We start from the raw sequence: 25,470 nt of genomic DNA, 5'->3' as shown, positions 1-25,470 counted from the left end.
CTCAGAGAGGCGGGGCGCCTCCCGGCCCCAGGGCCCGCTCCAGGTTGTAGGCGGCCCGGAAGAGGCGGTCCTCCCCGAAGTAGGGGGCCATGAGCTGGAGCCCCACGGGGAGGCCGGCACCGGTCCGGCCGCAGGGGACCGACATCCCCGGGATGCCGGCGAGGTTCACCGAGATGGTGAAGATGTCGGAGAGGTACATCTGGAGGGGATCGCCCACCCGCTCCCCGATACGAAACGCCGGGGTGGGGGTGACGGGGGCGGCGATCACGTCGCAGGCCTCGAAGGCCCGGGCGAAGTCCTCCACGATGAGGGTCCGGACCTGGGAGGCCTTCTTGTAGAAGGCGTCGTAGTAGCCGGCCGAGAGGGCGTAGGTCCCGATCATGATGCGGCGCTTGACCTCGGGCCCGAAGGCCTCGGACCGGCTTCGCTTGTACATCTCGATGAGGTTGCCGGCCTCGGCGGCGCGGTAGGTGTAGCGGACCCCGTCGTAGCGGGAAAGATTGGAGCAGGCCTCGGCGGGGGCCACGAGGTAGTAGGCGGCCACGGCGTACTCGTTGTGCGGCAGGTCCACCTCCACCACTTGGGCGCCCCGCTCCTCCAGGGCCCGCACCCCGGCCCGGACCGCCGCCTCCAGCTCGGGGTCGAGCCCGGCCACGAAGAACTGGCGCGGGAGCCCCACCCTCACCCCGTCCATCCCCTCCACGAGGGCCCGGGTGTAGTCCGGCACCTCGCGGGGTACCGAGGTGGAATCCGCCGGGTCGTGGCCGGCGATGGCATTCAGGAGGAGGGCCGCGTCGGTGACGTCCCGGGTGATGGGGCCCACCTGGTCCAGGGAGGAGGCGAAGGCCACGAGGCCGAAACGGGAGACCCGCCCGTAGGTGGGTTTCAGCCCCACCACCCCGCAATGGGCCGCAGGCTGGCGGATGGAACCCCCGGTGTCGGAACCGAGGGAGCCGGCGCAGGTCCGGGCCGCCACGGCGGCGGCGGAGCCGCCGCTGGAGCCGCCGGGGATCCGCTCGAGGTCCCACGGGTTCCGCGTCACATGGAAGGCCGAGTTCTCGGTGGACGAGCCCATGGCGAACTCGTCCATGTTGAGCTTTCCCAGCATCACGGCCCCCGCGGCCTCAAGCCGGTCCATGACCGTGGCGTTGAAGGGGGGGACGAAGCGCTCCAGCATCCGCGAGGCGCAGGTGGTCCGCACCCCCCGGGTGCACAGCACGTCCTTGATCCCCAGCGGCACGCCCGTCAGGGGCGTCACGTCCCGCCCCTCGGCCAGGCGGCGGTCGGCGGCCTCGGCCTGGGCCAGGGCGAGTTCCTCCGTAACCGTGAGATAGGCGCCCACCTTGGGATCCACGGCGGAGATCCGGTCGAGGTAGGCCCGGGCGACCTCCACGGCCGAGACCTCCCGGGCGCGAAGCCGCCGGTGCAACTGGCCGATGGTGAGTTCCGTCAACTCGGACATGGTGCCTCCCCGGCCCCCTCAGATGACCCGGGGCACCACGAACTGGCCGTCCTCGCCCTCGGGGGCGTTGGCCAGAGCGTCGGCCACGTCGAGCCCGGGCCGCACCTCGTCCTCCCGGAAGGCGTTGGTGAGGGCGATGGCATGGGTGGTGGGTTCGACACACTCGGTGTCCAGTTCCTCGATCTTGGCCACGTAGGCCAGGATCTCGTTCAGCTGCCGGGTGAAGCCGTCGAGCTCCTCCGGCGAAAAGTGCAACCGGGCCAGGTGCGCCACGTGCTCCACCTCGGCCCGCGTGATCTTCTCGGCTGCCACCGTGCGCCTCCTTGGAATTCCGTTCGCCGCACCGCCGCGGCTACCTGCTTTTACCACACGGCGCCCTGCCTGCTCAAGTTCGGGCCCGCCCCGCTTGACGGCGGCCGGGACGACCGGTAATCTTACCGAACGTTCGTTAAATAAAGGGTTTCTCCTTCCGCGAAGGAGCTGTAGATCATGAAGCACCCTCTGCCGCCGCGCCGGGGCCGGAAGCCCCCGGTCCTCGCCCTCCTCCTCGCGCTGCTCGTCCCGGCCGGGATCCCCGGCCCGGCCGGGGCGGCGCCCCCGCCCGGGGACGCAAACGCCACCCTCACCCTGGAGGCGGCCGTCGCCAAGGCCCTGGCGGACAACGCGGCCGTCCGCCGCGCCGCCGAGTTGGAGCGGGCCCAGGCCGAGGCCCTCCGCAGCGCCCGGGCCGACCTCCTCCCCAGCCTCTCCGCCTCCTACACCTTCACCGGCCTCAAGGACGCCCCCTACGTGGTCTTCGGCGGCCTCGAGGTCCCCATGGGAGACCGGAACCAGTACCGCTGGGACGTGACGCTCCGGCAGCCGATCTTCACGGGGTTCGCCCTGGTCACCCGCCGACGGATCGCCGAGCTGGGCCTCGCCGGCCGCCGGGTGGAGCGGGCCCAGGCCGAGATGGAGATCACCAAATCGGTGAAGGTCGCCTACTACCGTATCCTCCTCGCCCGGCGCCAGGTCCGCGTGGCCGAGGAGGCCGTGGAACAACTCGCCGCCCACGAGCGGACGGCCTCCCGGTTCTACGACCAGGGCCTCATCCCCAGAAACGACCTCCTCAAGGCCCGAGTCGCCCTGGCCGAGGCCCGCCAGGACGCGGTCCGGGCCCGGCGGACCCTCGCCCTGGCCAAGGCCGACCTCAACCGCCTCCTCCGCCTCCCCATCGACGCCCCCACCCGGGTGGCGGAGCTCGAGGCGCCGCCGCTTCGGGGCTTCGACCTGGCCGCCCTCCAGGAAGAGGCCGTCCGAAAACGACCCGAGCTCAAGGCCCTGCGCCTGGCCGTGCGGCGGGCGGCCCTGGGCGTCACCCTGGCCCGGAGCCGCTACTGGCCCCGGGTCAGCCTGGCCGCCTCGTACGAGCGCACCGGGCAAGGCCCCCTCACCGAGGCCAACGACTACGGCAACCCCTACAACGCCAGCGTCCTGGTCCGGGCCGAGTGGGATCTCTTCGACTGGGGAAAGCGCGGCGCCGAGGCCGCCAGGGCCGAGCACGAGCGAAACGCCCTGGACGAGCGCCTCGCCGAGGTGGAAGACGCCGTCCGGATGGAGGTGAAGCAGGCCGGGCTCGACCTCGAGGTGGCCCGGACCAACATCCGCACAGCGGAGGCGGCGCTGGCCCAGGCCCGGGAGAACTTCCGCCTCACCCGGCTCCGCTACGAGAACCAGCTCGCCACCTCCACCGACGTCCTCGACGCCCAGACCTTCCTCACCCGGGCCGAGACCCACTACTACGCCGCCCGGTACGGCTACCTCACGGCGCTGGCCGAGCTGGAGCAGGCCGTGGGCCGGCCCCTGCCGGAGTAGGCGCCATGGCCGCCCCTTCCCGCAGCCGAACGGACATCCTCGAGGCCGCCGTCCCCCTCTTCGCCCGCGACGGCTACAACGGCGTCTCCATGCGGCGCCTGGCCGAGACGGCGGGACTGACGCCGGCCGCCCTCTACCACCACTTCCCCGACAAGGAGGCCCTGTACCTGGCCGCGGTGCGCCACGCCTTCGAGGGGAAGGCCCGGGAGCTGGCCGCCCCCCTCGACCTCGACATCCCGCCCCGCCGGCGCCTCCGGGCCTTCCTCCGGCGCTTCGCCGAGGTGACCGCCGCCGACCCCGACTTCCGCCGCCTCGTCCACCGGGAGATCCTCGAGGGCGACGAGGCGCGGCTCCGGCTGCTCGCCGAGCGGGTCTTCGGCGGCCTCTTCGCGCGGATCATGGCCCTGGCGGGCGAACTCGCCCCGGGCTTCGACCCGCACCTGCTCGCCGTGTCCCTGGTGGCCCTGGTGGCCCACCACTACGAGACCGCGCCGCTCCGGGCCTTCCTCCCCGGCGCCCGGCCCGAACACGACGACCCGGCCGTGGTGGCGCGGCACGTCGGCCGACTCCTCCTCGGGGGGATCGCCCCCCCGGATGCACCCGAAAGGCTCCGCACGGCATGAACCTCCAACGGATCAAGAAGACCTTCCAGGCAAACGGGCGGCGGATCGCCACATGGGTCCTCGTGGCCGCCGCAGTGGCACTGGCGGCCGGGGCCGTCCGCTTCGTCCTCCACCGGATGGCCTACGCCGTCACCGACGCCGTCTTCGTCCGGACCGACAGCCTCACCCCCGTGGCCTTCGACCGGGTCAGCGGCCGGATCGCCCGGGTCCTGAAGCGCGAGGGCGACCTCGTCCGCGCCGGCGAGGCCCTGGCCCTCCTGGACGACACCGTCTACCGGCTGGCCGTCAAACGGCTGGCCGCCGAGCTGGCCGGGGCCGAGGCCGAAAAGGCCGCCCAGGAGACCCGGCTCGCCCGCATCCGGAAGGCGGTGGACCTGGCCGTCCGCATCGCCCAGGGGCGGGTCACGGAGCTGTCCCGCCGCGAGGCGGCCCTGCGGGCCCGGGTGGCGGCCATCGACGCCGAGATCGAGCAGCTCGCCCGCGACCGCGCGCGCTTCGACGCCCTCCTCGAGGCCGAGGTGGTGGCCCGCCGCCGCGCCGAGGACGTGGCCACCCGGCTCAAGGCCAGGCGGGCCGAGCGCCGCGCCGCCGCGGCAGAGGCCGAAGCCGTCCGGGCGGCCATGGCCACCGCCCGCCGGGAGGTCCAACGGGCGGAGAACGAGCGGCTCCAGGTCCGCGAGGCCGAAAAGGCCCTCCAGGCCCTCGAGGAGAAGGTCAAGGCCCTCACCGCGGCCCTGGCCGCCGCCCGGGACGACCTCGCCCAGTGCGTCCTCAAGAGCCCCATGGATGGACGGGTGGCCAAGCGGTACCTCGCCGCCGGCGCCCAGGCCTCGCCCAAACGCGCGGTCTTCGCCCTGGTGGACCCCCGGGACCTCTACGTGGTGGCCCTCCTCGAGGAGAACAAGCTCCGCGGGGTGACCCCGGGGGCGCCGGCGGTGGTCCGAATCGACGCCTTCCCGGGCGAGACCTACCGGGGCGAGGTGGAGGCGGTCCTCCCCGCCTCGGCGGCCACCTTCGCCCTGGCGCCCCGGGACATCTCCGCCGGGGAGTTCACCAAGGTCGCCCAGCGGATCCCGGTTCGGATCCGGCTCACCGGGGGCGACCTCTCCCGCCTCCGGGTGGGCCTCGGGGGCGAGGTGGAGATCCGCCGGAGATGACCCCCGCCCCGGCCGCGAACGGCGACCTCCCCGTCCATTCCCGGATCAGCCCCGCCTACCGGGCCTTCCTCACGATGATCGTCATGGTGGGGGCCTTCATGGCCATCCTCGACACCACCGTGGTGGACGTCGTGGTCCCGAAGATGATGGGGCCGCTGTCCACGGACCTCTACGGGGTCCAGTGGGTCATCACCGCCTACATGATCGCGGCGGCGGTGGGGCTGCTCCTCACCCACAACCTCGGCAACGTCCTGGGCCTCAAGTGGCTGTTCCTCGCGGGGCTGGCGATCTTCACCGGGGCCAGCGCCCTGTGCGGAACCGCCGGCTCCCTGGCCGAGATGATCGGCGCCCGGGTACTCCAGGGCCTCGGCGAGGCCTTCATCATGGCCAGCGCCCAGACCATCCTCTTCCTCATCTACCCGCCGGAGAAACACGGGCTCGCCATGGGCATCTACGCCATGGGGGTGAGCTTCGCCCCCTCCATCGGGCCCACGGTGGGCGGCTGGATCACGGAGCACCTCGCCTGGCGCTGGGTCTTCTACATCAACCTCCCCGTGGGTGTCCTGAACCTCGTGGCCGGGGCAAGCTTCATCCCCGTCCTGGTGAAGCACCGCCAGCGGCTCCGGTTCAACTTCGTCAGCTACGCCTTCCTCGGCACCTTCACCGTCCTGCTCCTCGTGCTGCTCTCCAAGGGCCAGCAGCTGGGCTGGAGCCAGTCCACCACCATCGTACTCCTGGGCTTCGGGGCCGCGGCGGCCCTGGTCTTCTATCTTCTCTCGGAACTCCACAGCCGGCACCCCCTCATCGACCCCGCCCTCTTCCGCCACACCGAGTACACCCTGGCCATGGGGTTCTTCTTCCTGGTGATGGGGCTGTCCATCTACCAGGTCTTCTACCTCCTGCCCCTCTACTACGAGACCTTGAAAGGGCTCGGCACCTTCTCCACCGGGCTCCACATGCTGGCCTTCGCCATGTTCATCGCCATCTTCTCGCCCCTGGCGGGCATCCTGAGCGACCGCTTCGGCCCGGCCCGGGTCCTGGCGGCGAGCACCACGCTCTACCTCTTCACCAGCTACTTTCTCATCCCCTCCCTGGAGTTCTACACGCCGTCGGTGCGGGCGGCGCTCCTCACCATCCCCCTCGGGATCGCCCTGGGGGCCTTCTTCGCCCCGGTCTCGGCCCTGGCCCTCGGCCGGCTGGGGGAACACACCGCCCTCGGGGTGAGCCTCATGCACTACCTCCGCTTCGTCGGCGGCTCCCTCGGCACCGCCATCGCCACCAACACCCTGGAGCACCGCCTGGCCGTCCACCAGGAGGGGATCGCCCTCCTCCAGAACCGGGCCCACGTGGAGACCTTCCTCTCCGGCGCCGCCGGGGCGCTGGAGGCCTACTTTCCCCCGGACGTGGCCCGGGCCAAGGCCGCCGTGCTCCTCGGCTTCCTCCAGCAGCGGGAGGCCGCCAGTCTCGCCTTCCAGGACACCTTCCGCCACAGCTTCCTCTTCGGGCTTGCCGGGAGCCTCTTCCTGGTGCTCCTGCTCGCCCTCGGGCGGGGGAAACCCCGTTCCCGCCCCGGGGAACGCCCGGCGTAAGGCACAGGGCGGGCCTCTCCCGCCTCACCCCCGGGGGTGGTAGCGGCGGTGCACGGCCCGCAGGTGGCGGAGATCGAGGTGGGTGTAGATCTGGGTGGTGGTGATGTCGCTGTGGCCGAGGAGCATCTGGACCACGCGGAGGTCGGCCCCGCGCTCGAGAAGGTGGGTGGCGAAGGAGTGGCGGAGGACGTGGGGGTGCACCCGGCCGGCGAGGCCCGCGCCCTGGGCGTGGGCCTTGAGCACCTGCCAGAGCCGCTGCCGGGTGAGCGGCCGCCCGCCGCGCCCGAGGAAGACGTAGGGGCTCGAGCGGCCCCGGAGCAGGACCGGGCGGGCCTCGGCGAGGTACCGCCCCAGCCACTCGAGGGCCACCTCCCCCACGGGGACCACCCGTTCCTTGCCGCCCTTTCCCTGGACGCGGAGGTAGCCCACCTCCCGGTTCACCCGGGAGAGCCGGAGGGAGACGGCCTCGGTGGCGCGGAGCCCGCAGGCATAGAGGATCTCGAGGAGGGCGCGGTCCCGGAGGCCGAGGGGGGTCTCCACCCGCGGCTGCTCGAGGAGGGCCTCCACCTCCGCCACGGTGAGGACCGTGGGGAGATGACGCCCGGTCCGCGGGGTCTCCACGGCGGCCACGGGGCTTACGGTGACGGCCCCGGTCTCGGCGAGAAACCGGTAGAGGCCCCGGAGGGCGGACAGGCGCCGGGCGGCCGACCTCGCCGAGAGCCCGGCCTCCCGGCCGGCCCGCTGCCAGTCGAGGACGTCCCCGGGATGCACCTCCGCCGGCGTCCGCCGGCCCAGCCCCTCCACGAAGGCCACGAAGCCGAGCAGGTCCCGGCTGTAGGCCTCCAGGGTCCGGGGCGAGAGCCCCCGCTCCACGCCCAGGTGGGCGAGGAAGTCGTCCACGGCCGAGGTCCAGGCCGCGCCCGAACCCGCCACGTCCCTCAGCCCAGGTCCTCCAGGGCGGCCTCGGCGGCCTCCTGGACCTCGGGCTCGGGGCTGGTCATGGCCAGCACCCGGAGCTTGCCCTCCAGGCCCTTCCGCTCCACGGGCCCCTTCTCCGGCGCCAGCGAGCAGAGGGCCTCGATGGCCTGCGCCACCACGTCGGCCGCCCCCTCGAGGTCCAGGAAGAGGAGCAGGGTCCCCCACTCGTCCGGGAGGCCGTAGGTCTCGAGGTAGTGTCGGGCCGCCGCCTGGAACTTGGGCGTCCCGTAGGCCTCGTGAACGGCCTGGAGGTCCCGCCCGTGCTCGGGCCGGCCCTTGGGCCCCTGGAAGAGGCGCTCCGCCTCCTTGAGGTACTGGTCCCGAAGCTTGCGGTCGTAGAGGGCGCGCTCCAGGGCGCTCCGGTCGTCCCGCCGTCGGCCGCGGCCGCCGCCCCGGTCGCGCATCTTGTCGATCTCACGCCAGCTTTTCCGTCGTTCTCCCATGATTCTCTCGCCTTCTCCTTCCCACCCCGGGCGGAGCCGGGGCCTCATGTCACCCGAGCCGGTTTCGAAGCCCCGACGCCCGCCAGGCGGCCTCCGCCGCCTCGAACTCCGCGGGGAGCGGCCGCCGGTCCAGCGGGGGGTGGTCCATGGCCCGCCCGCAAGGCCGGTACTGCCCCATGAGGTTCACCCAGGTCGCGGGCGAGACCTCCCGGGCGAGGAAGGCCAGCACCTCCCGCGTCCCCGCCAGCCCCCCGGGCAAGACCAGGTGCCGCACCAAGAGCCCCCGGCGGGCGACCCTGTCGGGCCCGATCTCCAGGTCGCCCACCTGCCGGTGCATCTCCAGGACGGCGGCCCTGGCGGCCGCCGGGTAGTCCCGGGCCCCGGAGAGCCGCCGGGCCGTTGCCGCGTCCCAGTACTTGAAGTCGGGCATGTAGATATCCACCACCCCGTCGAGGAGCCGGAGCGCCGAGACCGCGTCGTAGCCCCCCGTGTTGTAGACCAGGGGCAGCCGGAGCCCCTCCCGCGCCGCCAGCGCCACCGCCTTCAGGATGAAGGGGATGACGTGGGAAGGGCTGACCAGGTTGACGTTGTGACATCCCTGCTCCTGGAGGGCCAGGAACAGGAAGGCCAGGACCTCCGGGGTCACGGGCCGGCCCTCGCCGCCCTGGCTGATCTCGTAGTTCTGGCAATAGAGGCACCGGAGGTTGCAGCGGCCGAAGAAGACCGCTCCCGAACCGCTCCGCCCCACCAGCGGCGCCTCTTCCCCGAAGTGGGGCCCGGTGCTCGCCACCACCGCCTGGTTGCCCGTGCGGCAGAACCCCTCCTGCCCACGCAGCCGGTCCGCGCCGCAGGCATGGGGGCAGAGGTCACAGGCCGCAAGGCGCGCCCAGGCGGCCTCGACCCGGCGTTCGAGTTCCCCCGTCTCGAGCAGTGCCAGGTAGGCGGGTCTTCGCGTCTCGACCGCCATGCCCCCCGGCGGGTCCTCCCTCACGCCTCGGCCTCTTCCCCCCGGCCGAGGAAGTTGCGGCGGTAGATCTCCAGGATGGAGACGCACAGCCCCACGATGATGGGCCCGAGCACCAGCCCGAGGGGCCCGAAGGCCTGGAGCCCCCCGAGGATGCTGAAAAACAGGAAGAGGCTGTGGAGCTGGGTCCGGCCGCTGATGAGGTACGGCCGCAGGAAGTAGTCCACGGAGCTGATCACCAGCACGCTGAAGACCAGGAGCACCGCCCCCTTGAGGTAGGCCCCGGTGACGAAGAGGTACAAGGTGGCCGGCACCCACACCAGGGCGGTCCCCACCATGGGGATGAAGGTGGCCAGTCCCAGCACCAGCCCCCAGAGGAGCGGGGCCGAAAAGCCCAGCACCCACAGGATGAAGACCCCCAGCACCCCCTGGATGGCCCCGGTCATGAGATTCCCGTAGAGGGTGGCGGAGAGGACGTCCGAGGTGACACTGGCGAAGTTGGCGATCTCCCGCCGGGGCAGGGGGAGGAGGTCCTCGAAGGCCCGCAGCATCCGCTCCCCGTCGCGGAAGAAGTAGTAGAGGGCCACCAGGGTGAGGGCGGCGGTGGCGAAGACCGTCACGATGTTCCGAAAGACCGCCGTCCCGTGGTGAAGCACGAACTGCCCCATCCACTTGGAAAGATCCACCAGGGCGGCATGGACCTCCGCCTCCCGGATACCGAGGGCCTCCAGGACCTGGAGCGCGAGCCCGTGCAGGACCGGGAAGGCGGCGGCGTCCGGCACCACCGTGAAACCCGTGGTCTGGAGGGCCTCCTGGAGGTCGTTGTAGACCCGGAGGACCTCCGCCGTGAGGCTGCCCAGCAGGAAGAGCCCGGGCGCCATGAGGAAGACCGCGATGAAGAGGCACATGAGCAGCGCGGCCACCCCCTCGCCCAGGCCCGCCCGCTCGCGCAGCCACCGGTGGGCGGGGTGGAAGAAGAGGGCCAGCACCACGGCCCACACGATGGGCTCGAAGAAGGGGAGAAAGAGCCGCAGACCCGCGGCCAGGATGAGCCCGGCCAGGGCCAGGGCCAAGAGGGCCACGAGGCGCTCGTTGTCGGTGCAGCGGTCAAGGGTCTCCACGGCCGTCCCCGGCCCCCTGGTCACGGGGGCCCCGGGCATCCGGGCAGAGCGCCTCCCAGCCCTTGGGGAGCCGGGTGTCCCGGATGCCGAGTTCCCGGGCGAAGGCCCTCAGGTCTTCGGCCGGACAGTTGATGCAGCTGGTGCGCCGGCCCGCCCGGACGTCGTCCAGCTCGCAGCGGAGGAAGGCCTCGAGGGCGCGGGCCGCCTCCCGGCGGATCTCCTCCGCCTCCAGTCCCTCCCGCCGGCAGAAGTCCCGGAGCCGCCGCCAGTTCCAGATGCTCCGCGCCACCCCCCGGTAGAGTCGGCGATCGCGGTTGCCGGGATCGAGGTCGCGGAGCAGGATGGCCCGGTAACGCGCCACCACGGCAACCTTGAGCCGGTGCAGGTGCGCCTTCCCGAGCACCAGGCCGGGCCCCTCCGGGTCCTCGGTGAGGTAGTGGAGGGAACCGTGGAAGGCGACCTCGGGGATCTCCCCCGAGTGCCGGATGAGCAGCACCTCCTCGGCGATGCAGGCCTCCACGTCCGGGCCGGGGGCACCGGCCCCGGGCGCCGTCTCCTTGTCGATGGGCTCCTCCATGGCTCCCGGACATCCCCGCGCGCGCCGGCGGGGATCAACCGGCGGGCGGCGCGGCGGCCTCAGAACCGCAGCCGGACCCCGACCCGGACCTCCTCGTCGATCTTCCGCTGGCCGAAGTCCTCGAAGTTGGCCGACATCGCGTTGTAGCCCGCGAAGACCACGGCCTGGGGCATCACGGTGTAGCCGGCCATGAAGCCGCCCTCCCAGAAGCGGTCGGCGTCCAGGGCGCAGAAGACCCGGGGGGCGTAGGAGAAGTGCCCGTCCAGGACCACCCCGTGGAAGAAAGCCGGGGCGTAGGTGGCGGTGACCCCGATTCCCGCGGCGAAGATGTCCTGGTCCTCGTCGGTGACCCCGCCGAAGAACCGGAGGCCCACGCCGAGGTCCAGCCCCGGTGCCCCGGGGAAGTGCCCGAGGACGTCGGCCCCCAGGGCACCGATCCGGGTGTCCTCGTCGTCGTTGTAGACGAAGCGGCCGCTGAGCCGGCCCAGCACCTCCCTGCCGGCGCCCTTGACGGCGCCGCCCTCGGCGTAGACGTAGTCGGACTTCACGAAGATCCAGGCATACTGGACGTCGGCGCTGGCGTCGTTGAAGCTGAAATCCAGGGTGTCGGCCCGGGCCGGCAGTGCCGCGGCCAGGGCCAACAGGCAGTAAAGGACGACACGGCCTTTCATGGCGACCTCCTTGCTCTCTCCGCGCCCGGCGGCTCCGACTCCCCGGGCGGAAATCGTACTTTATCGACCCCACCGCCCCGTCCGCAACCCCGGCCGGGGATGGACACGGCGCCCCGGCCGGTCGATAATCGGGAAGGCCCCCGCCCAGCGGGGCCAAGTCCTCCAGGAGGCCGCCTCATGACCCTCATCACCCGAACCCTCTGGCCCGCCGCGGCCGCCGCCGCCCTGTTCCTGGCCGCGTGCACCCGTCCCGCCCCGACCCCGCCGCCCGACCGGTCCGGCACCGTCCAGCGGGCGGACCAGGCGCACGAGGAACTCAAGGCCGAGGAAGGCCGACTGCGGGGGCGCCCGGCGCCTTGACCGGCCCGGCCGCCGGCACCAAGGGCCGGACCCGCGCCCAGGCCGCCTCGAGCAGGACCTCGGCGGGCTGCCGGGCGTCCAGCCGGTGGAGGAAGGGCGCCTCCAGCCGGTCGAAGGCCGCGGCCACCCGTTCGAGGTCGGCCTGGGCCTCGAAGTTGTTGGGGGCCTCGCCCCGCTTCTCCCGGATACGCCGGAGGGCCTCCGCCACCGGGAGGACGAGGAGCAGCACGAGGTCGGGCACCGGGGCGAAGGCCTCGTTGGTCCGCCGGATCTCGTCGGGGTCGAGCCCCCGGGCCCCCTGGTAGGCCATGGTGGAGAAGTAGTACCGGTCGCAGACCACCACCTTGCCGGCGGCGAGGGCCGGGGCGATGACCTGCGCCACGTGCTCCCGCCGGTCCGCCAAAAAGAGCGCCAGTTCCTCCCCCGGGGGCAGGCGCCCGGGGGAGGTGAAGCTCTCCCTGAGCCGCCGCCCGAAGGGCCCCGTGGTGGGCTCGAAGGTGAGGACCGAGGGCACCCCCGCCCCGGTGAGCCGGCGGTGGAGGGCGGCGGCCAGGGTGCTCTTCCCGGACCCGTCCACCCCTTCCACCACCACGAGACGGCCCTTGCGCCCGGGCGCGGTCATCGCCCAGCCCCCCGGCCGCGCCGCCGGGCCGCCGGCCGCCGCCGCAGCAGCACGTAGGTCACCCCCGCGCCGCCGTCCCGGGCCGGGGCGCTGCAGTAGGCGAGGACGTGGCGCCGGAAGGGGCCCCGCGAGAGCCACTGCTGGACCAGGCGCTTCAAGACCGGCGGCCCCGGGGACGAGAGCCCCCGGCCGTGGATGAAGGCCACGCATCGGCGTCCCTCGCCGAGGGCCGCGGCGAGGAAGGCCCGGCAGGCGGCCACGGCGGCCTCGGCGTCCAGACCGTGGAGGTCGCAGTAGGCCTGGACGGCGAAGTCGCCCCGGTGGAGCCGCCGGACCAGCAGGGGGTCGCCCCCCGGGCCCACCCCGGAGACGAATTCCGGCGTCTTCTCCACGGCGACGGGCTCCCGCCCCGCCACCAGCGCCTCGAGCCGGCGCCGGGCCGCCGCGTCCTCGTCCGGGGCGGGCGCGGGCGGGCGCGGGCGGGGAGCGCCGGACGGCGTCTCCCCGGGCCGCCGGATCGGCCGCACCCCTTCCATGGCGCGGCGGAAGAGGACCTCGTCCGGGTCCTCCGGCGGGCCGGCGGCGGGGGGGCCGGACGGCCGCGGCCGCACAGGGGCAGACGGCCGCGGCCGGGCGGCGCGCTCCAGCCGGGCGGCAAGGTCCTCGAAGGGCCGGACGGCCCATCCCGCCCGGTCCGACGGCACCGGGCCCCGGCGGCGCCTCCCCCTCACCCCCGCCTCCCGTGGACCAGCGATGTGAGCCAGTCGATCCACGCGTCGAAGCCCCGGCCGTCCGCCACGGAGACCGTGAGCATCCGGATGCCGGGGTTCAGAGCCCGCGCCGAGGTCCGGGCCTCTTCCAGGGAGAAGTCGAAGTGGGGCAGGAGGTCGGCCTTGCTCACCACGAAGAGGTCCGCCCGGCGGAAGGCCGCCGGGTACTTGGCCGGCTTGTCGGACCCCTCCGGGACGGAGACCAGGACCACCCGGCGATGCTCGCCGAGGTCGAAGGCGGCGGGACAGACGAGGTTGCCCACGTTCTCGATGAAGAGGAGGTCCAGGCCCCGGCTCCCTATCTCTTCCGCAAGCCGGTGGAGCCCCTCGTGCACCAGGGGGGCGTCGAGGTGGCAGGCCCCGCCGGTGGTGAGCCCCGCCACCGGCACCCCCTTGGCCCGGATGCGCTCGGCGTCGCGCTCCGTTTCGATGTCCCCCTCGATGACCGCGATCCGGCAGCGCCCCCCCAGCGCCTCCACGGTGTGCTCGAGGAGCGTGGTCTTGCCGGAGCCGGGGGCGCTCATGAGGTTCACCGCCACCGCCCCGAGGGCCTCGATGTGGCGACGGTTTTCGCGGGCCCGGGCCTCGTTGGCCGCCAGCAGGCTCTGGTTGACCTCCACCACCGTGCCGTGTCCGCCGCATCCGCAACTGTCGCACATGACGCCGCCTCCCGGGGCGGTCCGCCGCCGCGGCGGGGCCGCCCCTCTATTCCATCTCGACCCGGCGCAGCATCAGGTCGCCGCCGCCCCAGGGGGCCATCCGGCCGCCGCAGCCGGGGCACCGGCCGGGCGGCCCCGGCGCCGCCGCCTCGCTCACCTTACCACAGCCCGTGCACCGGTAGGAGGGCGGGGGGGCCTCGATCTCGAGCCGCGCCCCCCGCAGCGCCGCCTCCGTCGCGGCCAGGGCCTCGAAGCCGAACCGGAAGGACGCGGCCACCACCCCGGAAAAGGGACCGACCTCCACCACCACGCGGCAGACCCGGCCCGCGCCGTGGGCCTCGCAAAGGTCGAGGAGCTGGCGCACGAGCCCCTGGGCCAGGGAAAGTTCATGCATCGGCGCCCCCTCAGGCCCCGTCGCCCCCGCGGAGTTCTTCCACCCGCGCGGCCACCCGGGCCGCCACCTCGGCCACCCTCGGGGCGAGTACCGGGGAGAGCTCCACCCCGGGGGAGAGATCCGCCGGCACCACCCCGAAGAACTCGATCCGGTCGGGGGCCTCGCCCCGGAGATCCATGATCTCCAGGGCGTCGAGAAACCCCGCCTGGTGGCAACTGCTGCGGACGAGGGCGAGCCCCCGCCGGAGGTCCGCCTTCGAGAAGACGTGGATCGATCCCGGCGGCGCATCCAGGGCCACCGCGTCCACCACCAGGACCGGGTCGAGCCCCTCGAGGAGGGCGGCCAGGTAGAGGCCCGCCGTCCCGCCGTCCACCAGGCGGACGTCCGCCCCGAGGCCGCCCCGGGCCTCGAGGTGCCGGACCACGTGGACCCCGAACCCCTCGTCCCGGAGGAGGAGGTTCCCCATGCCCACCACGCCGATCCGCGGCGCCATCAGCAGATCCTCGGCAGGGGATCGCCGGCAAGGGGCGGAACGATCCGGCGGCCGCCCACGGCGGTGCGCATCTCCACCCGCCCCGGCGGGCCCTCGGTCACCCGGCCGATGGCCACGGCCCCGCGGCCCTCCGCCGTCGCCCGCATGGCGGCCAGGACGGCCTCGGCCGCCCCGGGCTCCGCCACCACCACGCACTTGCCCTCGTTGGCGAGGTAGAGGGGGTCGAGGCCGAGGAGTTCGCACGCCGCCCGGACCGCCGGGCGCACCGGCACGGCCGCCTCCTCGATCTCCATGGCGGCCCCGGCCCGCTCGGCCAGCTCGCACAGGGTCTCGGCCAGCCCGCCCCGAGTGGGATCCCGCATGGCGTGGACCCCGCCGGGCGCCGCCGCCAGCACCGCGGCCGCCAGCCGGTGGAGGGGACGGGTGTCGCTCCGGAGGTCGCCCTCCAGGGCCAGGCCCGCCCGCCGGGTGAGGACGGTCACCCCGTGGTCGCCGATGGTCCCGGAGAGCAGGATCCGGTCCCCGGGCCGGATGCAGGCCGCGCCGAGGCGGACCCCCGCCGGCACCACCCCGACCCCGGCGGTGGTGACGAAGAGCCGGTCCGCCGCGCCGCGGGGCACCACCTTGGTGTCGCCGGTGACCACCGGGACCCCCGCGGCCGCGGCCGCGGCCCCCATGGAGGCCGCCACCCGGTCGAGAACGGCCGTCTCGAGCCCCTCCTCCAGGACGAAGGCGGCGCTGAGCGCCGCCGGAGCGGCCCCGCGCATGGCGAGGTCGTTGATGGTGCCGTGGATGGCCAACGCCCCGATGTCCCCCCCGGGAAAGAAGAGGGGATCCACCACGTAGCCGTCCGTGGTGAAGGCCAGCCGCCCGCCGGCGAGATCGAGGACCGCGCTGTCCTCCAGCTCGTCGAGGAGGGGATTGCCGAGGTGGCGGAGGAAGAGGCCGCGCACCAGCTCGCGGGCGGCCAGACCGCCGCTGCCGTGGTCGAGGAGGATCCGGCCCGGCGTGTCCCGCTTCACCGCGCCCCCTCCGCGCCGAAACGGTACCAGGCCGAGCAGGCCCCCTCCGACGAGACCATGCAGGGCCCCACCGGCCGGGCCGGGGTGCAGCGGCGGCCGAAGTGCGGGCACTCCGGCGGCCGGGCCCGCCCCCGGAGCACGTCACCGCACCGGCAGCCGGGTGGATCCGGGGCCGGACGGACGTCGAGGTCGAAGCGCGCCGCGGCGTCCAGGGCCCGCCAGGCGGGCGCGAGGGCGAGGCCGCTGGCCGGGATCTCCCCCAGCCCGCGCCAGCGGGCGGCCACGGGGACGAAGACCTTCGCCATGACGGCGAGCGCCCGCGGGTTCCCCGCCTCGGTCACCGCGCGGGGGTAGGCGTTGTCCGCCTCGGCGCGGCCCTCCACGGCCTGGAGGACGAGGCGGCGGATCGCCTCCAGGACGTCCAGGGGCTCGAACCCCGCCACCACGCAGGGGATCCCGAAGTCCGCGGCCAGCCCCCGCCAGGCCCCGGCCCCGACGATGGTACTCACGTGGCCGGGGCAGAGGAGCCCGTCCAGGCGGAGCCCCGGATCGGCGAGCAACGCCCGGAGGGCCGGCGGCATCACCTTGTGGGCGCTCCAGAGGGCGAAGTTCGCCAGGCCCCGCCGATCCGCCTCGATCACCGTGGCCGCCACCGCCGGGGCCGTGGTCTCGAAGCCCACGCCGGCGAAGACCACCGTCTCGTGCGGCCGGGCCTCGGCCAGCGCAAGGGCGTCCATGGGGGAATAGACCACCTCCACCCGCGCCCCCCGGGCCCGGGCCTCGGCCAGGCTCCCGCCGCCGCCCGGCACCCGGACGAGGTCCCCGAAGGTGGCGAGCCGCACCCCGGGCCGGCCGGCCAGGTCCACCAGGGCGTCGATGTCGGCCTGGTCGGTCACGCAGACCGGGCACCCCGGGCCGGAGATCAGCTCCACCTCCGGGGGGAGGAGTTCCCGGAGCCCGTGGCGGAAGATGGAGACGGTGTGGGTGCCGCACACCTCCATGAAGCGGAGGGGCCGGCGTGCGAGACGGCGGATCTCCGCCACCTGGGCCGCGGCGAGTCCCGGGTCCCGGAAGGCCGCCGGGCGCGCCGGCGCGGTTCGGGCCTGGCCGGCGGCCACCTAGCCCTCCCCGGCCACGGCCCGGGCCATCTGGCGGAGGAGCTCGAGGTTCGCCTCGGCCTCCCCGGGGGCGAGGGTGTGGATGGCGAACCCGGCGTGCACGATGACGAACTCCCCCACCTCGGGCACCCGGTCCACCACGTCGAGGCGCACCCGGCGGCGGATCCCATCGGCGTCCACCACGGCCACCGGGGGCAGGAGCCCCTCCCCGCCCTCCGGGGTCTCCAGCTCGAGGACCTTCATGGGTATGGCCAGGCACATGGTTTCGCCGCTCCCGGTGCGGCCCTCAGGCGCCGCCCTGCAGCCGGAAGCCCGCGGCCGCCGCCTGGCCGAGGGCGAGGCCGCCGTCGCCGGCGGGCACGCGCTCTCCAGCGTAGACGCGAAGCCCCGCGGCCGTCAACCGTTCCACCACGTCCTCGAGGAGGAGCCGGTTCTGGAAGCACCCGCCGCCGAGGACCACCTCGCCCGCCCCCGTCTCGCGGGCGAGCCGCCGGCAGAGCGCCGCCGTGGCGGCCGAAAGCCACCGGTGGAAGGCGAGGGCGGCGACCTCCGGCGGCGCCCCCCGGCCGATGTCCCGGAGCACCCCGCGCACCGCGGGGCGGAAGTCGAGCCGCCAGCCGCCGGCGCCGCGGCGGAGGGCCACCGGGTAGGCCGCCGGCCGCTCCCCGGCGGCGGCCGCGCGGTGGGCCAGGGCCTCGAGTTCCATGGCGGCCTGGCCCTCGTAGTCGAGCCGGGCGCGAAGCCCCAGGAGGGCGGCGACCCCGTCGAAAAGGCGCCCCGCGCTGGTGGTGGCCGGCGCCTGGAGGCCGAGCTCCATCATCCGGAGCACCGCCGCCCGGGACCCGGCCGGGATCTGGCGGAGGACGCCCGGCGGCCGGTCCGGGTCGCCGCCCGCCCGCCCGGCGGCCCGGAGGAGTGCCAGGGCCGGCCGCCAAGGCTCCCGGGCCGCGGCGTCGCCGCCGGGGAGCGGAAAGGACCGGAGGCTCCCCAGCCGCCGAAAGCCCGCCGGGCGGGCCAGCAGGAACTCGCCGCCCCAGATGGTGCCGTCCGGCCCGAGGCCGGCCCCGTCGAAGACCACGGCGAGCACCGGGCCCTCGAGGCCGTGCTCTGCCATCACCGCCACGGCGTGGGCGTGGTGGTGCTGGACCGGGAGGACCGGGACCCCCAGCCCCCGGGCATACCGGGTGCTGAGGTAGTCGGGGTGGAGGTCGCAGGCCGCCGCCTCGGGCTCCAGCCGGAGGAGCGCCGAAAGGTGCGCCGCCGCCTCCTGGTAGAAGGCGAAGGTCTCGGCGTCCTCCAGGTCCCCCACGTGGGGACCGGGGACGGCCTCCGCCCCCCGGACCAGGCAGAAGGTGTTCTTGAGGGCCGCCCCCGCGCCGAAGACCGCCGGGAGCGCCCGGGGCAGGGCCACGGGCTCCGGGACGTAGCCCCGGGCGCGGCGGAGGACCCGCTCGGCCCCGGCCGCCACCCGGACCACCGAGTCGTCGGTACGGGCCGCGATGGGCCGGTCGTGGAGCAGGAAGGCGTCGGCGATGCCCGCCAGGCGTTCCAGGGCCTCGTCGTTCCCGGCGCACAGCGATGACCCGCTCCGGTTCCCGCTGGTCATGACCAGGACGGGCGGGCAGGCCGGCTCGGCGAAGAGGAGGTGGTGGAGGGGGGTGTAGGGGAGCATGACCCCGAGCTCGTGGACGCCCGGGGCCACGTTCGGGGCCACGGGGGCCCCGGGCCGGCGAAGGAGGAGGACGATGGGCCGGCGGGCCCCCTCGAGGAGCGCAGCCTCGGCCGCCCCCACATCCCCGAGCCGCCGGGCCGTCGCGAGGTCCCGCGCCATGAGGGCGAGGGGCTTCGATGGGCGCCCCTTCCGGGCCCGGAGCCGGGCCACCGCCGCCTCGGCGGCCGCGTCCACGGCCAGGTGCACGCCGCCCAGGCCCTTGACCGCCACGACCTCCCCCCGGGCCAGCCGCTCGGCCGCCTCGCGGAGGGGATCCGCCGCCACGGGGCGGCCGCCGGCGTCGAGGAGGGCGAGGCGGGGCCCGCAACGAGGACAGGCGTTGGGCTGGGCGTGGAAGCGGCGGTTGGCCGGATCGCGGTACTCCGCCTCGCACGCGTCGCACATGGCAAAGCCCTTCATGGTGGTGCGGGGCCGGTCGTAGGGGACCGACTCCACGATGGTGTAGCGGGGCCCGCAGTCGGTGCAATTCAGGAAGGGATAGCGGTGGCGCCGGTCGGCGGGGTCGAAGAGCTCGGCCCGGCAGGCCCCGCAGGTGGCGACATCCGGGGCGACCGGGGCGGCCGCCGCCGAACGGTCCTCCCGGCTGGAGAGGATCCGGAACCCGGTGCCCGCCCGCCCCGGCGCCTCCGGGCGGACGGTGAGGGACCGGATCCGGGCCAGCGGGGGCGGCGCCTCCCGGAGCCTCCGGCAGAAGGCCTCCAGGGCCCGGCGGGGCCCCTCCACCCGGATCTCCACCCCCCCGGGGATGTTGGCCACGGTGCCCGAGAGCCCGAGCCGGACCGCCTCCCGGAAGACACAAGGGCGAAAACCCACGCCCTGGACGGTGCCCGTCACCTCGATCCGCCAGGCCTCCACCGCACCGTCGCCGCTGCCCGTCCACTCGAACATCCGTCACCCCTGCCCCGGGCGCCGCCCTTGAACCCGGCCCGTTCTCCCATTATATCACGGGCCGGGAGGGATCCCCGGATGGACAAGAAAGACTGGCAGCGGCGAGGCGCCGGGCACCGGGAGCGGCTCCGGGAGCGGTTCCTCGAAAACGGCCTCGGCGCCTTCACCGACGCCGAGATCCTCGAGGTCCTCTTCGGCTTCGGCACCCCGCGCCAGGACTGCAAGGACCGGGCACGGGCCGCCCTGGCCCGCTTCGGCTCCCTGCCGGCGGTCCTGGAGGCCGCCCCGGAGGAGCTCCGCCGGGTCCCGGGCGTGGGTCCGAAGAACGTCTTCGCCCTCCGCTTCGTCCACGCCGTGGCCCGCAAGTTCCTCGAGCGCCGCATCGAGGGGAAGACCTACGTCCACGCGGCGGCGGACGTCGCGGCCTACCTCGGCCATGCCCTGGCGGACCGGAAGCGGGAGCGCTTCCTCGCCCTCTTCCTCGACGCCCGCCACGCCATCCTCGGCGTCGAGACCCTCTTCGAGGGGACGCTCACCGCCAGCGCCGTCTACCCCCGAGAGGTGGTGAAGGCGGCGCTGGCCCGCCACGCCGCCGCCCTGGTCTTCGCCCACAACCACCCCTCCGGGAACACCGACCCCTCACCGGAGGACATCCGGCTGACGCGCAACCTCTACCTCGCCGCCCGCCTCCTCGACATCCGGGTCCTCGACCACCTGGTGGTGGGGGAGGCGGGCCGCTTCACGAGCTTCGCCGAGGCCGGGCTCATGGCGGACATCCGGGCCGCCTGCGAGGAGATGCTGGCCCGGGCCATGCCCGCCGGCTGACCGGCGGGCGGCGGCGGGCCCTACCGCACCTGCTTGAGGTAACGGAACAGCTCGCCGTCCGTGGTGAGCACCAGCACCGTGTCCTTGTCCACGGTGGACTGGTAGGTCTCGAGGGTCTTCACGAAGCGGTAGAAGTCCGGATCCCGCTTGTAGGCGGCGGCGTAGACGTCGGCCGCCTCGGCGTCGGCCTTTCCCTTGATCTCCTGGGCCTTCCGGTAGGCATCGGAGGTGATGCGCTTGAGCTCCCGCTCCTTCTCGCCGGCGATCCGCGCGGCCTCGCCCGCCCCCTCCGACCGGTAGCGCTCGGCGATGCGCTTGCGCTCGGAGATCATCCGGGCGTAGACCTCGCGCTGGACCTCCTCCACGTAGTTGATGCGCTTGAAGCGGAAGTCCAGGATCTCGATCCCGAGGTCGGAGGTACGCTGGGCCGCGGCCGCCAGGACCTCGGCGCTGAGCTTCTCGCGGCCGAACCGGATCTGGCCGAAGGTCTCCTGGGCCCCGCTGGCGTGGACGTCGTCGGCCGCCGGGGTCCGGTTGGTGCTTCGGACCAGCTCGATGAGGTCGTGCTTGGCGATGGTGTTCCGGGTCTCGCCGTTCAGGATCCCCGCCAGCCGCGACTGGGCCCCCCGGATGTCACGGAGGCGCTGGAGGAACTTGAGGGGATCGGTGATGCGCCACCGGGCGTAGGTGTCCACCCAGATGTAACGCTTGTCGCGGGTGGGGACCTGGTTGGGCTCGCCGTCCCAGGCGAGAAACCGCTTGTCGAAGTAGTTGGCCGTCTGGATGAAGGGGAGCTTCACGTGGAGCCCCGGCTCCGTGATGGGACGGCCCACGGGCTTTCCGAACTGGGTGATCACCACCTGCTCGGCCTCGTTGACGAGGTAGAAGGCGCCGCCCACCACGGAGACGGCGAGGAGCAGGACGAGCAGGAGCAGGCCGAGGGAGAACTGTTTCATTTCTTCACCTCCCCGTCGAGGGACAGGAGCGGCAGCAGGTTGCGGGCCTTCTCGTCGAGGATCACCTTGCGGCTGGCCCGCGGGAATATCTCCGCCATGGTCTCGAGGTAGAGCCGGCGCCGGGTCACGTTGGGCGCCCGGCGGTAGGCGGCCAGGACGGCCTCGAAGCGCTTGGCGTCACCCTTGGCCCGGTTGACGCGGTCGGCGGCGTAGCCCTCGGCCTGCTGCACGGTCCGGAGGGCCTCCCCGCGCGCCCGGGGGATGGCCCGGTTGTAGGCGGCCATGGCGTCGTTGATGAGCTTTTCCTTCTCCTGCTGGGCCTGGTTGACCTCGTTGAAGGAGGGCTTGACCGGGTCGGGCGGGTTCACGTCCTGGAGCACGATCTGGTCCACCACGATGCCGGTCTCGTACTCGTCGCAGAGGGCCTGGAGCTTCTGGATCGCCATGTCGGCCACCTCCTGGCGGCCCACGGTGAGGACCTCGTTCACCGTCCGGTCCCCCACCACGGCCCGCATGACCGCCTCGTTCATGTCCCGGAAGGTGGTCTGGATGTCCGCCACCTTGAAGAGGTACTTGTAGGCGTCGGCCACCCGGTACTGGGTGGTCCATTCCACCACGGCCACGTTGAGGTCCCCGGTGAGCATGAGCGACTCGGCCTCGAGCTGCCCCCCGAGGCGTCCCATGCGGCGGGCCAGTTCCCCGGTCCGGAAGCCGAAGTTCTCCCGGAGCTGGCGCTGGACCGGCACCTTGTAGACCCGCTCCACGGGCGCCGGCAGCTTGAAGTGGAGCCCGGGCGCCTCCTGGCGGACGAACCGCCCGAACCGGAGCACCACCCCGACCTCCTCCGGGGCCACCGTGTACCACGTGTTCCAGAGCACCAGGGCGGCCACCGCCGCCAGCAGGAGCCCCAGGAGGGCCCGCCCGGGCAGCTTGGGGACCCGGACCTCGAACTGGGAGATGTCTTGGGGTTGCATGCCGTCTCTCCTCCCTTGCCGATGGATGAAAAATTGACGCCTTCGTGAAAGATTGACACCTTGGGTCGGCCCGTCGGCGGCCCACCGCCTCCCATCATACACGGCGGCCGGGGTTTTCCATACCCTGCCGGCGGCCGCGGGCCGCGCGGCCCCGCTGGTACGGTTCTCGCAGTTCGTTGAGTCCCGGGCCGCGGCGCACGGCCCTCCCGGCCGGTTTTCATGCCGCGGAGACGCCGATCCGATAAGAAGGGTGCCTTGACAAGGCCCGGGCACCCTGCTAGAGAGAGCGGGACCTCTCCGCCAGCCCGGCGGAGGGCGGCCCACCGGAGATCCATGTTGAAATCCCCGAGACCCACGCCGGCCCTCTTTTCCCTCTTCTTGCTCTCGTGCCTCCCGTGCCTCGTGGCGGCCTGCAGCCCCGCCACCGAGTCGGCCATCGTCGGACCCGAGGGTGAGACCCTCGCCTCGGTGGCCGTCTTGGAAGAGAGCTACGGCGGCGTGAACGCCGGCGACGAGGCCCAGGCCCCGGACGACACCCAGACCCCGGATGAGGCCCAGGACGGGTTCGTCCAGGACTGCATCGACTCCGCCCTGGACCTCTGCGAGACCGCCCAGGCCTACTGGAAGGAGGGGAACGTGGACGGGGCCATGGAGGCCCTGGACCAGGCCTACCAGGAGATCCTGAAGGTCGACCCGGACAGCGATCCCAAGCTCGTCCAGCAGAAGGAGGACCTGCGCTTCATGATCTCGAAGCGCATCCTCGAGATCTACGCCTCCCGTGCCACGGCGGTCAAGGGAAACTACAAGGAGATCCCCCTGGTCCTCAACAAGGACGTGGAGACGGAGATCCGCCGGTTCCAGGGCCCGGACCGCCGCTTCTTCCTGGAATCGTACCGCCGCTCCGGGAAGTACCGGCCGATGATCGCCGCGGCCCTCCGGGAGGCGGGGCTCCCGGAGGAGCTCTCCTGGCTGCCGCTCATCGAGAGCGGCTTCAAGGTGCGCGCCCTCTCGCGGGCCCGCGCCCTCGGGCTCTGGCAGTTCATCCCCTCCACCGGCTACAAGTTCGGCTTGAAGCGCGACCTCTGGGTGGACGAACGCCTGGACCCGGAAAAGTCCACCCAGGCCGCCATCAAGTACCTCAAGGCCCTGCACCAGATCTTCGGCGACTGGACCACGGTACTCGCCGCCTACAACTGCGGCGAGGGGACCGTCCTCCGGGTGATCCGCCACCAGAAGATCAACTACCTCGACAACTTCTGGGACCTCTACTACCGCCTGCCCCGGGAGACGGCCCGCTACGTGCCCCGGTTCCTCGCCGCCCTGCACATCCTGAAGGATCCGGACAAGTACGGCTTCGACCTGGGCGCCCCCGATCCCCCGTCCCCCTACGAGGTGGTCCCCATAGAGAAGCAGGTCAAGCTCTCGTCGGTGGCCCGGGAGCTGGGCGTAGCGGCCGAGGACCTCTACCGCCTCAACCCGGAGCTCCGCTACGAGGTGACGCCGGCCGCCCCGTACAAGCTCAAGGTCCCGCCCGGGACCGGGAGCGTGCTCCTGGCCAGGATCGACCAGATCCCGCGTTATACGCCGCCCAAGCGCGCCTACGCCTACCACCGGGTCCGCCCGGGCGAGACCCTCTCCACCATCGCCCAGCGCTACCGGACCCGCGTCTCCGCCATCGTGCGGGCCAACAACATCCGCCGGCGCCACCTCATCCGGGTGGGCCAGCGCCTGAGGATCCCACTCCGGGGGACCGTGGCCCGCCGGCCCGCCCGCCGGATCGCGCGGGCAAGCCTCCGCCCGGACGGCACCTACCGGGTCCGCCGGGGGGATTCCCTCTGGCTCATCGCCCGCAGGTTCAACACCACCACCCAGGCCCTCCAGAAGCTGAACAACCTTGAGACCACCCAGCTCCGGGTGGGCCAGATCCTCCGGGTCACCCCCGGGGAACGGCTCGCCGAGGCCGCCGAGTCCAACTCCTGACGCCGCCGCGAGGATCGCCGCCCGGAGACGCCCGCCCGCGGCACGAGGGCCCCGCCGCCTTGCCCTCCCGCCGGAATGTGGTTTAATGGCGCCGCCCCAACGGGCGCCCATTTCAACCGACGGACGACACCATGGGATTTCAATGCGGCATCGTCGGACTTCCCAACGTGGGCAAGTCCACCCTCTTCAACGCCCTCACCCGGGCCGCCATCGCCGCCGAGAACTACCCCTTCTGCACCATCGATCCCAACGTGGGCGTGGTCCCCGTCCCGGACCCGCGCCTGGACCGGCTGGCCGAGATCGTCCGCCCGGCCCGGGTGGTCCCGACGACCCTCCGGTTCGTGGACATCGCCGGTCTCGTGGCCGGAGCCTCCAAGGGGGAGGGCCTCGGCAACCAGTTCCTGGCCAACATCCGCGAGACCGACGCCATCGCCCACGTGGTCCGGTGCTTCGAGGACCCGGACGTGGTCCACGTGGCGGGGTCGGTGGACCCCGTCCGCGACATCGAGGTGATCCACACGGAGCTCGCCCTGGCGGACCTCGAGACGGTGGAGAAGGCCCTGCGCCGGGCGGAGAAGGCGGCCAAGACCGGCGACAAGGCCGCCCGGCGGCGGCTGGCACTCCTCGAGCGCGTTCGCGGCCACCTGGACCAGGGCATGCCGCTCCGCGCCCTCGGCCTCGGCGGGGACGACCTAGCGACGCTCCGCGACCTCCACCTCCTCACCCTCAAGCCCACCCTCTACATCGCCAACGTCTCGGAGGACGGGTTCCAGGACAACCCGCACCTCGACCGCGTGCGGGAGCTGGCGGCCCGGGAGGGGGCCGAGGTGGTCCCGGTCTGCGCCCGGATCGAGGCGGAGATCGCCCAGCTCGCCGACGACGAGCGGCAGGAGTTCCTCGCCGACCTCGGCCTCGATGCCCCCGGCCTCGACCGCGTGGTCCGGGCCGGCTACCGCCTCCTCGGCCTCCAGGTCTTCTTCACCGCCGGGCCGAAGGAGGTCCGGGCGTGGACGGTACGCGTGGGAGCCACCGCCCCCGAGGCCGCCGGTGTCATCCACTCCGACTTCGAGAAGGGCTTCATCCGGGCGGAGGTGGTCGCCTACGAAGACTTCGTGGCCTGCGGCGGGGAACAGGGGGCCAAGGACGCGGGGAAGTGGCGCCTGGAGGGGAAGGACTACGTGGTGCAGGACGGGGACGTCATGCACTTCCGGTTCAACGTCTGAGGACCCCCGCGCCGG

At 73.4% G+C, this 25,470-nt stretch carries 27 protein-coding genes; 8 read left to right on the top strand and 19 right to left on the bottom strand.

The window, feature by feature from the left end:
• Position 1: 1 nt before the first annotated feature.
• The gene (gene gatA, locus HCU62_RS01765) at positions 2 to 1,462 is read right to left on the bottom strand and encodes an Asp-tRNA(Asn)/Glu-tRNA(Gln) amidotransferase subunit GatA (RefSeq protein ID WP_163298342.1); all 1,461 of its coding nucleotides are present in this window, start codon (positions 1,460 to 1,462) and stop codon (positions 2 to 4) included.
• An 18-nt stretch (positions 1,463 to 1,480) separates the two neighbouring features.
• Positions 1,481 to 1,774 carry an Asp-tRNA(Asn)/Glu-tRNA(Gln) amidotransferase subunit GatC gene (gatC, locus tag HCU62_RS01760; protein ID WP_163298343.1) on the bottom strand — a complete coding sequence of 98 codons (294 nt, stop codon included), beginning with the start codon at positions 1,772 to 1,774 and terminating at the stop codon, positions 1,481 to 1,483.
• A 177-nt stretch (positions 1,775 to 1,951) separates the two neighbouring features.
• Between gatC and HCU62_RS01755 the strand changes: the two genes are divergently transcribed.
• Genes HCU62_RS01755 through HCU62_RS01740 form a run of 4 tightly spaced genes read left to right on the top strand, consistent with a single transcriptional unit; the run spans position 1,952 to position 6,685 of the window.
• A complete protein-coding gene (locus HCU62_RS01755; RefSeq protein ID WP_163298344.1) occupies positions 1,952 to 3,316 on the top strand; it encodes a TolC family protein in 1,365 nt (454 codons plus the stop codon).
• A 5-nt stretch (positions 3,317 to 3,321) separates the two neighbouring features.
• The gene (locus HCU62_RS01750) at positions 3,322 to 3,939 is read left to right on the top strand and encodes a TetR/AcrR family transcriptional regulator (RefSeq protein WP_163298345.1); all 618 of its coding nucleotides are present in this window, start codon (positions 3,322 to 3,324) and stop codon (positions 3,937 to 3,939) included.
• A complete protein-coding gene (locus HCU62_RS01745) occupies positions 3,936 to 5,096 on the top strand; it encodes an HlyD family secretion protein (protein ID WP_163298346.1) in 1,161 nt (386 codons plus the stop codon). Before HCU62_RS01750 ends, HCU62_RS01745 begins: the two co-directional genes overlap by 4 nt.
• Positions 5,093 to 6,685 (top strand): DHA2 family efflux MFS transporter permease subunit, encoded by a 1,593-nt coding sequence (locus HCU62_RS01740; RefSeq protein ID WP_163298347.1) that lies wholly within the window; start codon positions 5,093 to 5,095, stop codon positions 6,683 to 6,685. Before HCU62_RS01745 ends, HCU62_RS01740 begins: the two co-directional genes overlap by 4 nt.
• 24 nt (positions 6,686 to 6,709) lie before the next feature.
• Here the strand turns inward: HCU62_RS01740 and xerD are convergent, their stop codons facing one another.
• Genes xerD through HCU62_RS01710 form a run of 6 tightly spaced genes read right to left on the bottom strand, consistent with a single transcriptional unit; the run spans position 6,710 to position 11,439 of the window.
• Complete coding sequence (gene xerD / locus HCU62_RS01735) at positions 6,710 to 7,618, bottom strand: site-specific tyrosine recombinase XerD (protein ID WP_163298348.1); 909 nt, start codon at positions 7,616 to 7,618, stop codon at positions 6,710 to 6,712.
• Between the two features lie 5 nt (positions 7,619 to 7,623).
• Positions 7,624 to 8,106, bottom strand: coding sequence for a hypothetical protein (locus HCU62_RS01730; RefSeq protein ID WP_163298349.1), 483 nt, complete (start codon positions 8,104 to 8,106; stop codon positions 7,624 to 7,626).
• Between the two features lie 49 nt (positions 8,107 to 8,155).
• Positions 8,156 to 9,073: a radical SAM protein gene (locus HCU62_RS01725; RefSeq protein WP_163298350.1), complete on the bottom strand. Its 918-nt coding sequence runs from the start codon at positions 9,071 to 9,073 to the stop codon at positions 8,156 to 8,158.
• 20 nt (positions 9,074 to 9,093) lie between these two features.
• Positions 9,094 to 10,191, bottom strand: coding sequence for an AI-2E family transporter (locus HCU62_RS01720; protein ID WP_163298351.1), 1,098 nt, complete (start codon positions 10,189 to 10,191; stop codon positions 9,094 to 9,096).
• Positions 10,178 to 10,768, bottom strand: a complete 591-nt coding sequence (locus tag HCU62_RS01715) for a hypothetical protein (RefSeq protein ID WP_181448004.1) — start codon at positions 10,766 to 10,768, stop codon at positions 10,178 to 10,180. Before HCU62_RS01715 ends, HCU62_RS01720 begins: the two co-directional genes overlap by 14 nt.
• 59 nt (positions 10,769 to 10,827) lie before the next feature.
• Positions 10,828 to 11,439 carry a hypothetical protein gene (locus tag HCU62_RS01710; protein ID WP_163298352.1) on the bottom strand — a complete coding sequence of 204 codons (612 nt, stop codon included), beginning with the start codon at positions 11,437 to 11,439 and terminating at the stop codon, positions 10,828 to 10,830.
• Between the two features lie 177 nt (positions 11,440 to 11,616).
• Here HCU62_RS01710 and HCU62_RS01705 point away from each other — a divergent pair, with 177 nt between their 5' ends.
• Complete coding sequence (locus tag HCU62_RS01705) at positions 11,617 to 11,799, top strand: hypothetical protein (protein ID WP_169755370.1); 183 nt, start codon at positions 11,617 to 11,619, stop codon at positions 11,797 to 11,799.
• On the opposite strand, the gene tmk is transcribed toward HCU62_RS01705, so the two are convergent.
• The 9 genes from tmk to hypF are packed head-to-tail and all read right to left on the bottom strand — an operon-like array spanning position 11,756 to position 19,497.
• A complete protein-coding gene (gene tmk / locus HCU62_RS01700; protein WP_163299990.1) occupies positions 11,756 to 12,421 on the bottom strand; it encodes a dTMP kinase in 666 nt (221 codons plus the stop codon). The genes HCU62_RS01705 and tmk overlap by 44 nt on opposite strands.
• Entirely contained in the window at positions 12,418 to 13,152 is a 735-nt protein-coding gene (locus HCU62_RS01695; protein WP_169755369.1) for a Smr/MutS family protein, read from the bottom strand. Before HCU62_RS01695 ends, tmk begins: the two co-directional genes overlap by 4 nt.
• Positions 13,149 to 13,850 (bottom strand): hydrogenase nickel incorporation protein HypB, encoded by a 702-nt coding sequence (hypB, locus tag HCU62_RS01690; protein WP_163298734.1) that lies wholly within the window; start codon positions 13,848 to 13,850, stop codon positions 13,149 to 13,151. Before hypB ends, HCU62_RS01695 begins: the two co-directional genes overlap by 4 nt.
• Before the next feature lie 46 nt (positions 13,851 to 13,896).
• Positions 13,897 to 14,244: a hydrogenase maturation nickel metallochaperone HypA/HybF gene (locus HCU62_RS01685; protein ID WP_163298735.1), complete on the bottom strand. Its 348-nt coding sequence runs from the start codon at positions 14,242 to 14,244 to the stop codon at positions 13,897 to 13,899.
• Between the two features lie 10 nt (positions 14,245 to 14,254).
• Complete coding sequence (locus HCU62_RS01680) at positions 14,255 to 14,737, bottom strand: hydrogenase maturation protease (protein ID WP_163298736.1); 483 nt, start codon at positions 14,735 to 14,737, stop codon at positions 14,255 to 14,257.
• On the bottom strand, positions 14,737 to 15,759 hold the full coding sequence (gene hypE / locus HCU62_RS01675) for a hydrogenase expression/formation protein HypE (protein WP_163298737.1): 1,023 nt from the start codon (positions 15,757 to 15,759) through the stop codon (positions 14,737 to 14,739). Before hypE ends, HCU62_RS01680 begins: the two co-directional genes overlap by 1 nt.
• Entirely contained in the window at positions 15,756 to 16,877 is a 1,122-nt protein-coding gene (hypD, locus tag HCU62_RS01670; RefSeq protein WP_163298738.1) for a hydrogenase formation protein HypD, read from the bottom strand. Before hypD ends, hypE begins: the two co-directional genes overlap by 4 nt.
• Positions 16,878 to 17,138 (bottom strand): HypC/HybG/HupF family hydrogenase formation chaperone, encoded by a 261-nt coding sequence (locus HCU62_RS01665; RefSeq protein WP_163298739.1) that lies wholly within the window; start codon positions 17,136 to 17,138, stop codon positions 16,878 to 16,880.
• 25 nt (positions 17,139 to 17,163) lie between these two features.
• Complete coding sequence (gene hypF / locus HCU62_RS01660) at positions 17,164 to 19,497, bottom strand: carbamoyltransferase HypF (RefSeq protein WP_163298740.1); 2,334 nt, start codon at positions 19,495 to 19,497, stop codon at positions 17,164 to 17,166.
• Positions 19,498 to 19,575: 78 nt separating this feature from the next.
• Between hypF and radC the strand changes: the two genes are divergently transcribed.
• Positions 19,576 to 20,322 (top strand): RadC family protein, encoded by a 747-nt coding sequence (radC, locus tag HCU62_RS01655; protein WP_163298741.1) that lies wholly within the window; start codon positions 19,576 to 19,578, stop codon positions 20,320 to 20,322.
• 20 nt (positions 20,323 to 20,342) lie between these two features.
• On the opposite strand, the gene hflC is transcribed toward radC, so the two are convergent.
• Both hflC and hflK read right to left on the bottom strand, forming a co-directional pair.
• Positions 20,343 to 21,278 (bottom strand): protease modulator HflC, encoded by a 936-nt coding sequence (gene hflC / locus HCU62_RS01650; RefSeq protein WP_163298742.1) that lies wholly within the window; start codon positions 21,276 to 21,278, stop codon positions 20,343 to 20,345.
• Complete coding sequence (gene hflK / locus HCU62_RS01645; RefSeq protein WP_163298743.1) at positions 21,275 to 22,252, bottom strand: FtsH protease activity modulator HflK; 978 nt, start codon at positions 22,250 to 22,252, stop codon at positions 21,275 to 21,277. Before hflK ends, hflC begins: the two co-directional genes overlap by 4 nt.
• Before the next feature lie 336 nt (positions 22,253 to 22,588).
• On the opposite strand from hflK, the gene HCU62_RS01640 reads away from it, so the two are divergent.
• Together HCU62_RS01640 and ychF are read left to right on the top strand one after the other, a co-directional pair.
• A complete protein-coding gene (locus tag HCU62_RS01640) occupies positions 22,589 to 24,232 on the top strand; it encodes a lytic transglycosylase domain-containing protein (RefSeq protein ID WP_246325171.1) in 1,644 nt (547 codons plus the stop codon).
• Positions 24,233 to 24,363: 131 nt separating this feature from the next.
• A complete protein-coding gene (gene ychF, locus HCU62_RS01635; protein WP_163298745.1) occupies positions 24,364 to 25,455 on the top strand; it encodes a redox-regulated ATPase YchF in 1,092 nt (363 codons plus the stop codon).
• The last annotated feature ends 15 nt before the right edge of the window (positions 25,456 to 25,470 follow it).

Origin of the sequence: Dissulfurirhabdus thermomarina, assembly GCF_012979235.1 — a bacterium.
Lineage (GTDB): Bacteria > Desulfobacterota > Dissulfuribacteria > Dissulfuribacterales > Dissulfurirhabdaceae > Dissulfurirhabdus > Dissulfurirhabdus thermomarina.
This window is presented reverse-complemented; position numbering and strand designations above follow the sequence as displayed.

Bases quoted from the DNA above. Each gene is read 5' to 3' on its own strand.
- hypF (WP_163298740.1), bottom strand. From the start codon at position 19,497: ATGTTCGAGTGGACGGGCAGCGGCGACGGTGCGGTGGAGGCCTGGCGG.
- HCU62_RS01750 (WP_163298345.1), top strand. From the start codon at position 3,322: ATGGCCGCCCCTTCCCGCAGCCGAACGGACATCCTCGAGGCCGCCGTC.
- HCU62_RS01665 (WP_163298739.1), bottom strand. From the start codon at position 17,138: ATGTGCCTGGCCATACCCATGAAGGTCCTCGAGCTGGAGACCCCGGAG.
- gatA (WP_163298342.1), bottom strand. From the start codon at position 1,462: ATGTCCGAGTTGACGGAACTCACCATCGGCCAGTTGCACCGGCGGCTT.
- ychF (WP_163298745.1), top strand. From the start codon at position 24,364: ATGGGATTTCAATGCGGCATCGTCGGACTTCCCAACGTGGGCAAGTCC.
- hflC (WP_163298742.1), bottom strand. From the start codon at position 21,278: ATGAAACAGTTCTCCCTCGGCCTGCTCCTGCTCGTCCTGCTCCTCGCC.
- tmk (WP_163299990.1), bottom strand. From the start codon at position 12,421: ATGACCGCGCCCGGGCGCAAGGGCCGTCTCGTGGTGGTGGAAGGGGTG.
- HCU62_RS01705 (WP_169755370.1), top strand. From the start codon at position 11,617: ATGACCCTCATCACCCGAACCCTCTGGCCCGCCGCGGCCGCCGCCGCC.
- HCU62_RS01745 (WP_163298346.1), top strand. From the start codon at position 3,936: ATGAACCTCCAACGGATCAAGAAGACCTTCCAGGCAAACGGGCGGCGG.
- radC (WP_163298741.1), top strand. From the start codon at position 19,576: ATGGACAAGAAAGACTGGCAGCGGCGAGGCGCCGGGCACCGGGAGCGG.
- HCU62_RS01755 (WP_163298344.1), top strand. From the start codon at position 1,952: ATGAAGCACCCTCTGCCGCCGCGCCGGGGCCGGAAGCCCCCGGTCCTC.
- HCU62_RS01685 (WP_163298735.1), bottom strand. From the start codon at position 14,244: ATGCATGAACTTTCCCTGGCCCAGGGGCTCGTGCGCCAGCTCCTCGAC.
- HCU62_RS01730 (WP_163298349.1), bottom strand. From the start codon at position 8,106: ATGGGAGAACGACGGAAAAGCTGGCGTGAGATCGACAAGATGCGCGAC.
- HCU62_RS01715 (WP_181448004.1), bottom strand. From the start codon at position 10,768: ATGGAGGAGCCCATCGACAAGGAGACGGCGCCCGGGGCCGGTGCCCCC.
- hypB (WP_163298734.1), bottom strand. From the start codon at position 13,850: ATGTGCGACAGTTGCGGATGCGGCGGACACGGCACGGTGGTGGAGGTC.
- hflK (WP_163298743.1), bottom strand. From the start codon at position 22,252: ATGCAACCCCAAGACATCTCCCAGTTCGAGGTCCGGGTCCCCAAGCTG.
- HCU62_RS01710 (WP_163298352.1), bottom strand. From the start codon at position 11,439: ATGAAAGGCCGTGTCGTCCTTTACTGCCTGTTGGCCCTGGCCGCGGCA.
- HCU62_RS01680 (WP_163298736.1), bottom strand. From the start codon at position 14,737: ATGGCGCCGCGGATCGGCGTGGTGGGCATGGGGAACCTCCTCCTCCGG.
- HCU62_RS01725 (WP_163298350.1), bottom strand. From the start codon at position 9,073: ATGGCGGTCGAGACGCGAAGACCCGCCTACCTGGCACTGCTCGAGACG.
- HCU62_RS01740 (WP_163298347.1), top strand. From the start codon at position 5,093: ATGACCCCCGCCCCGGCCGCGAACGGCGACCTCCCCGTCCATTCCCGG.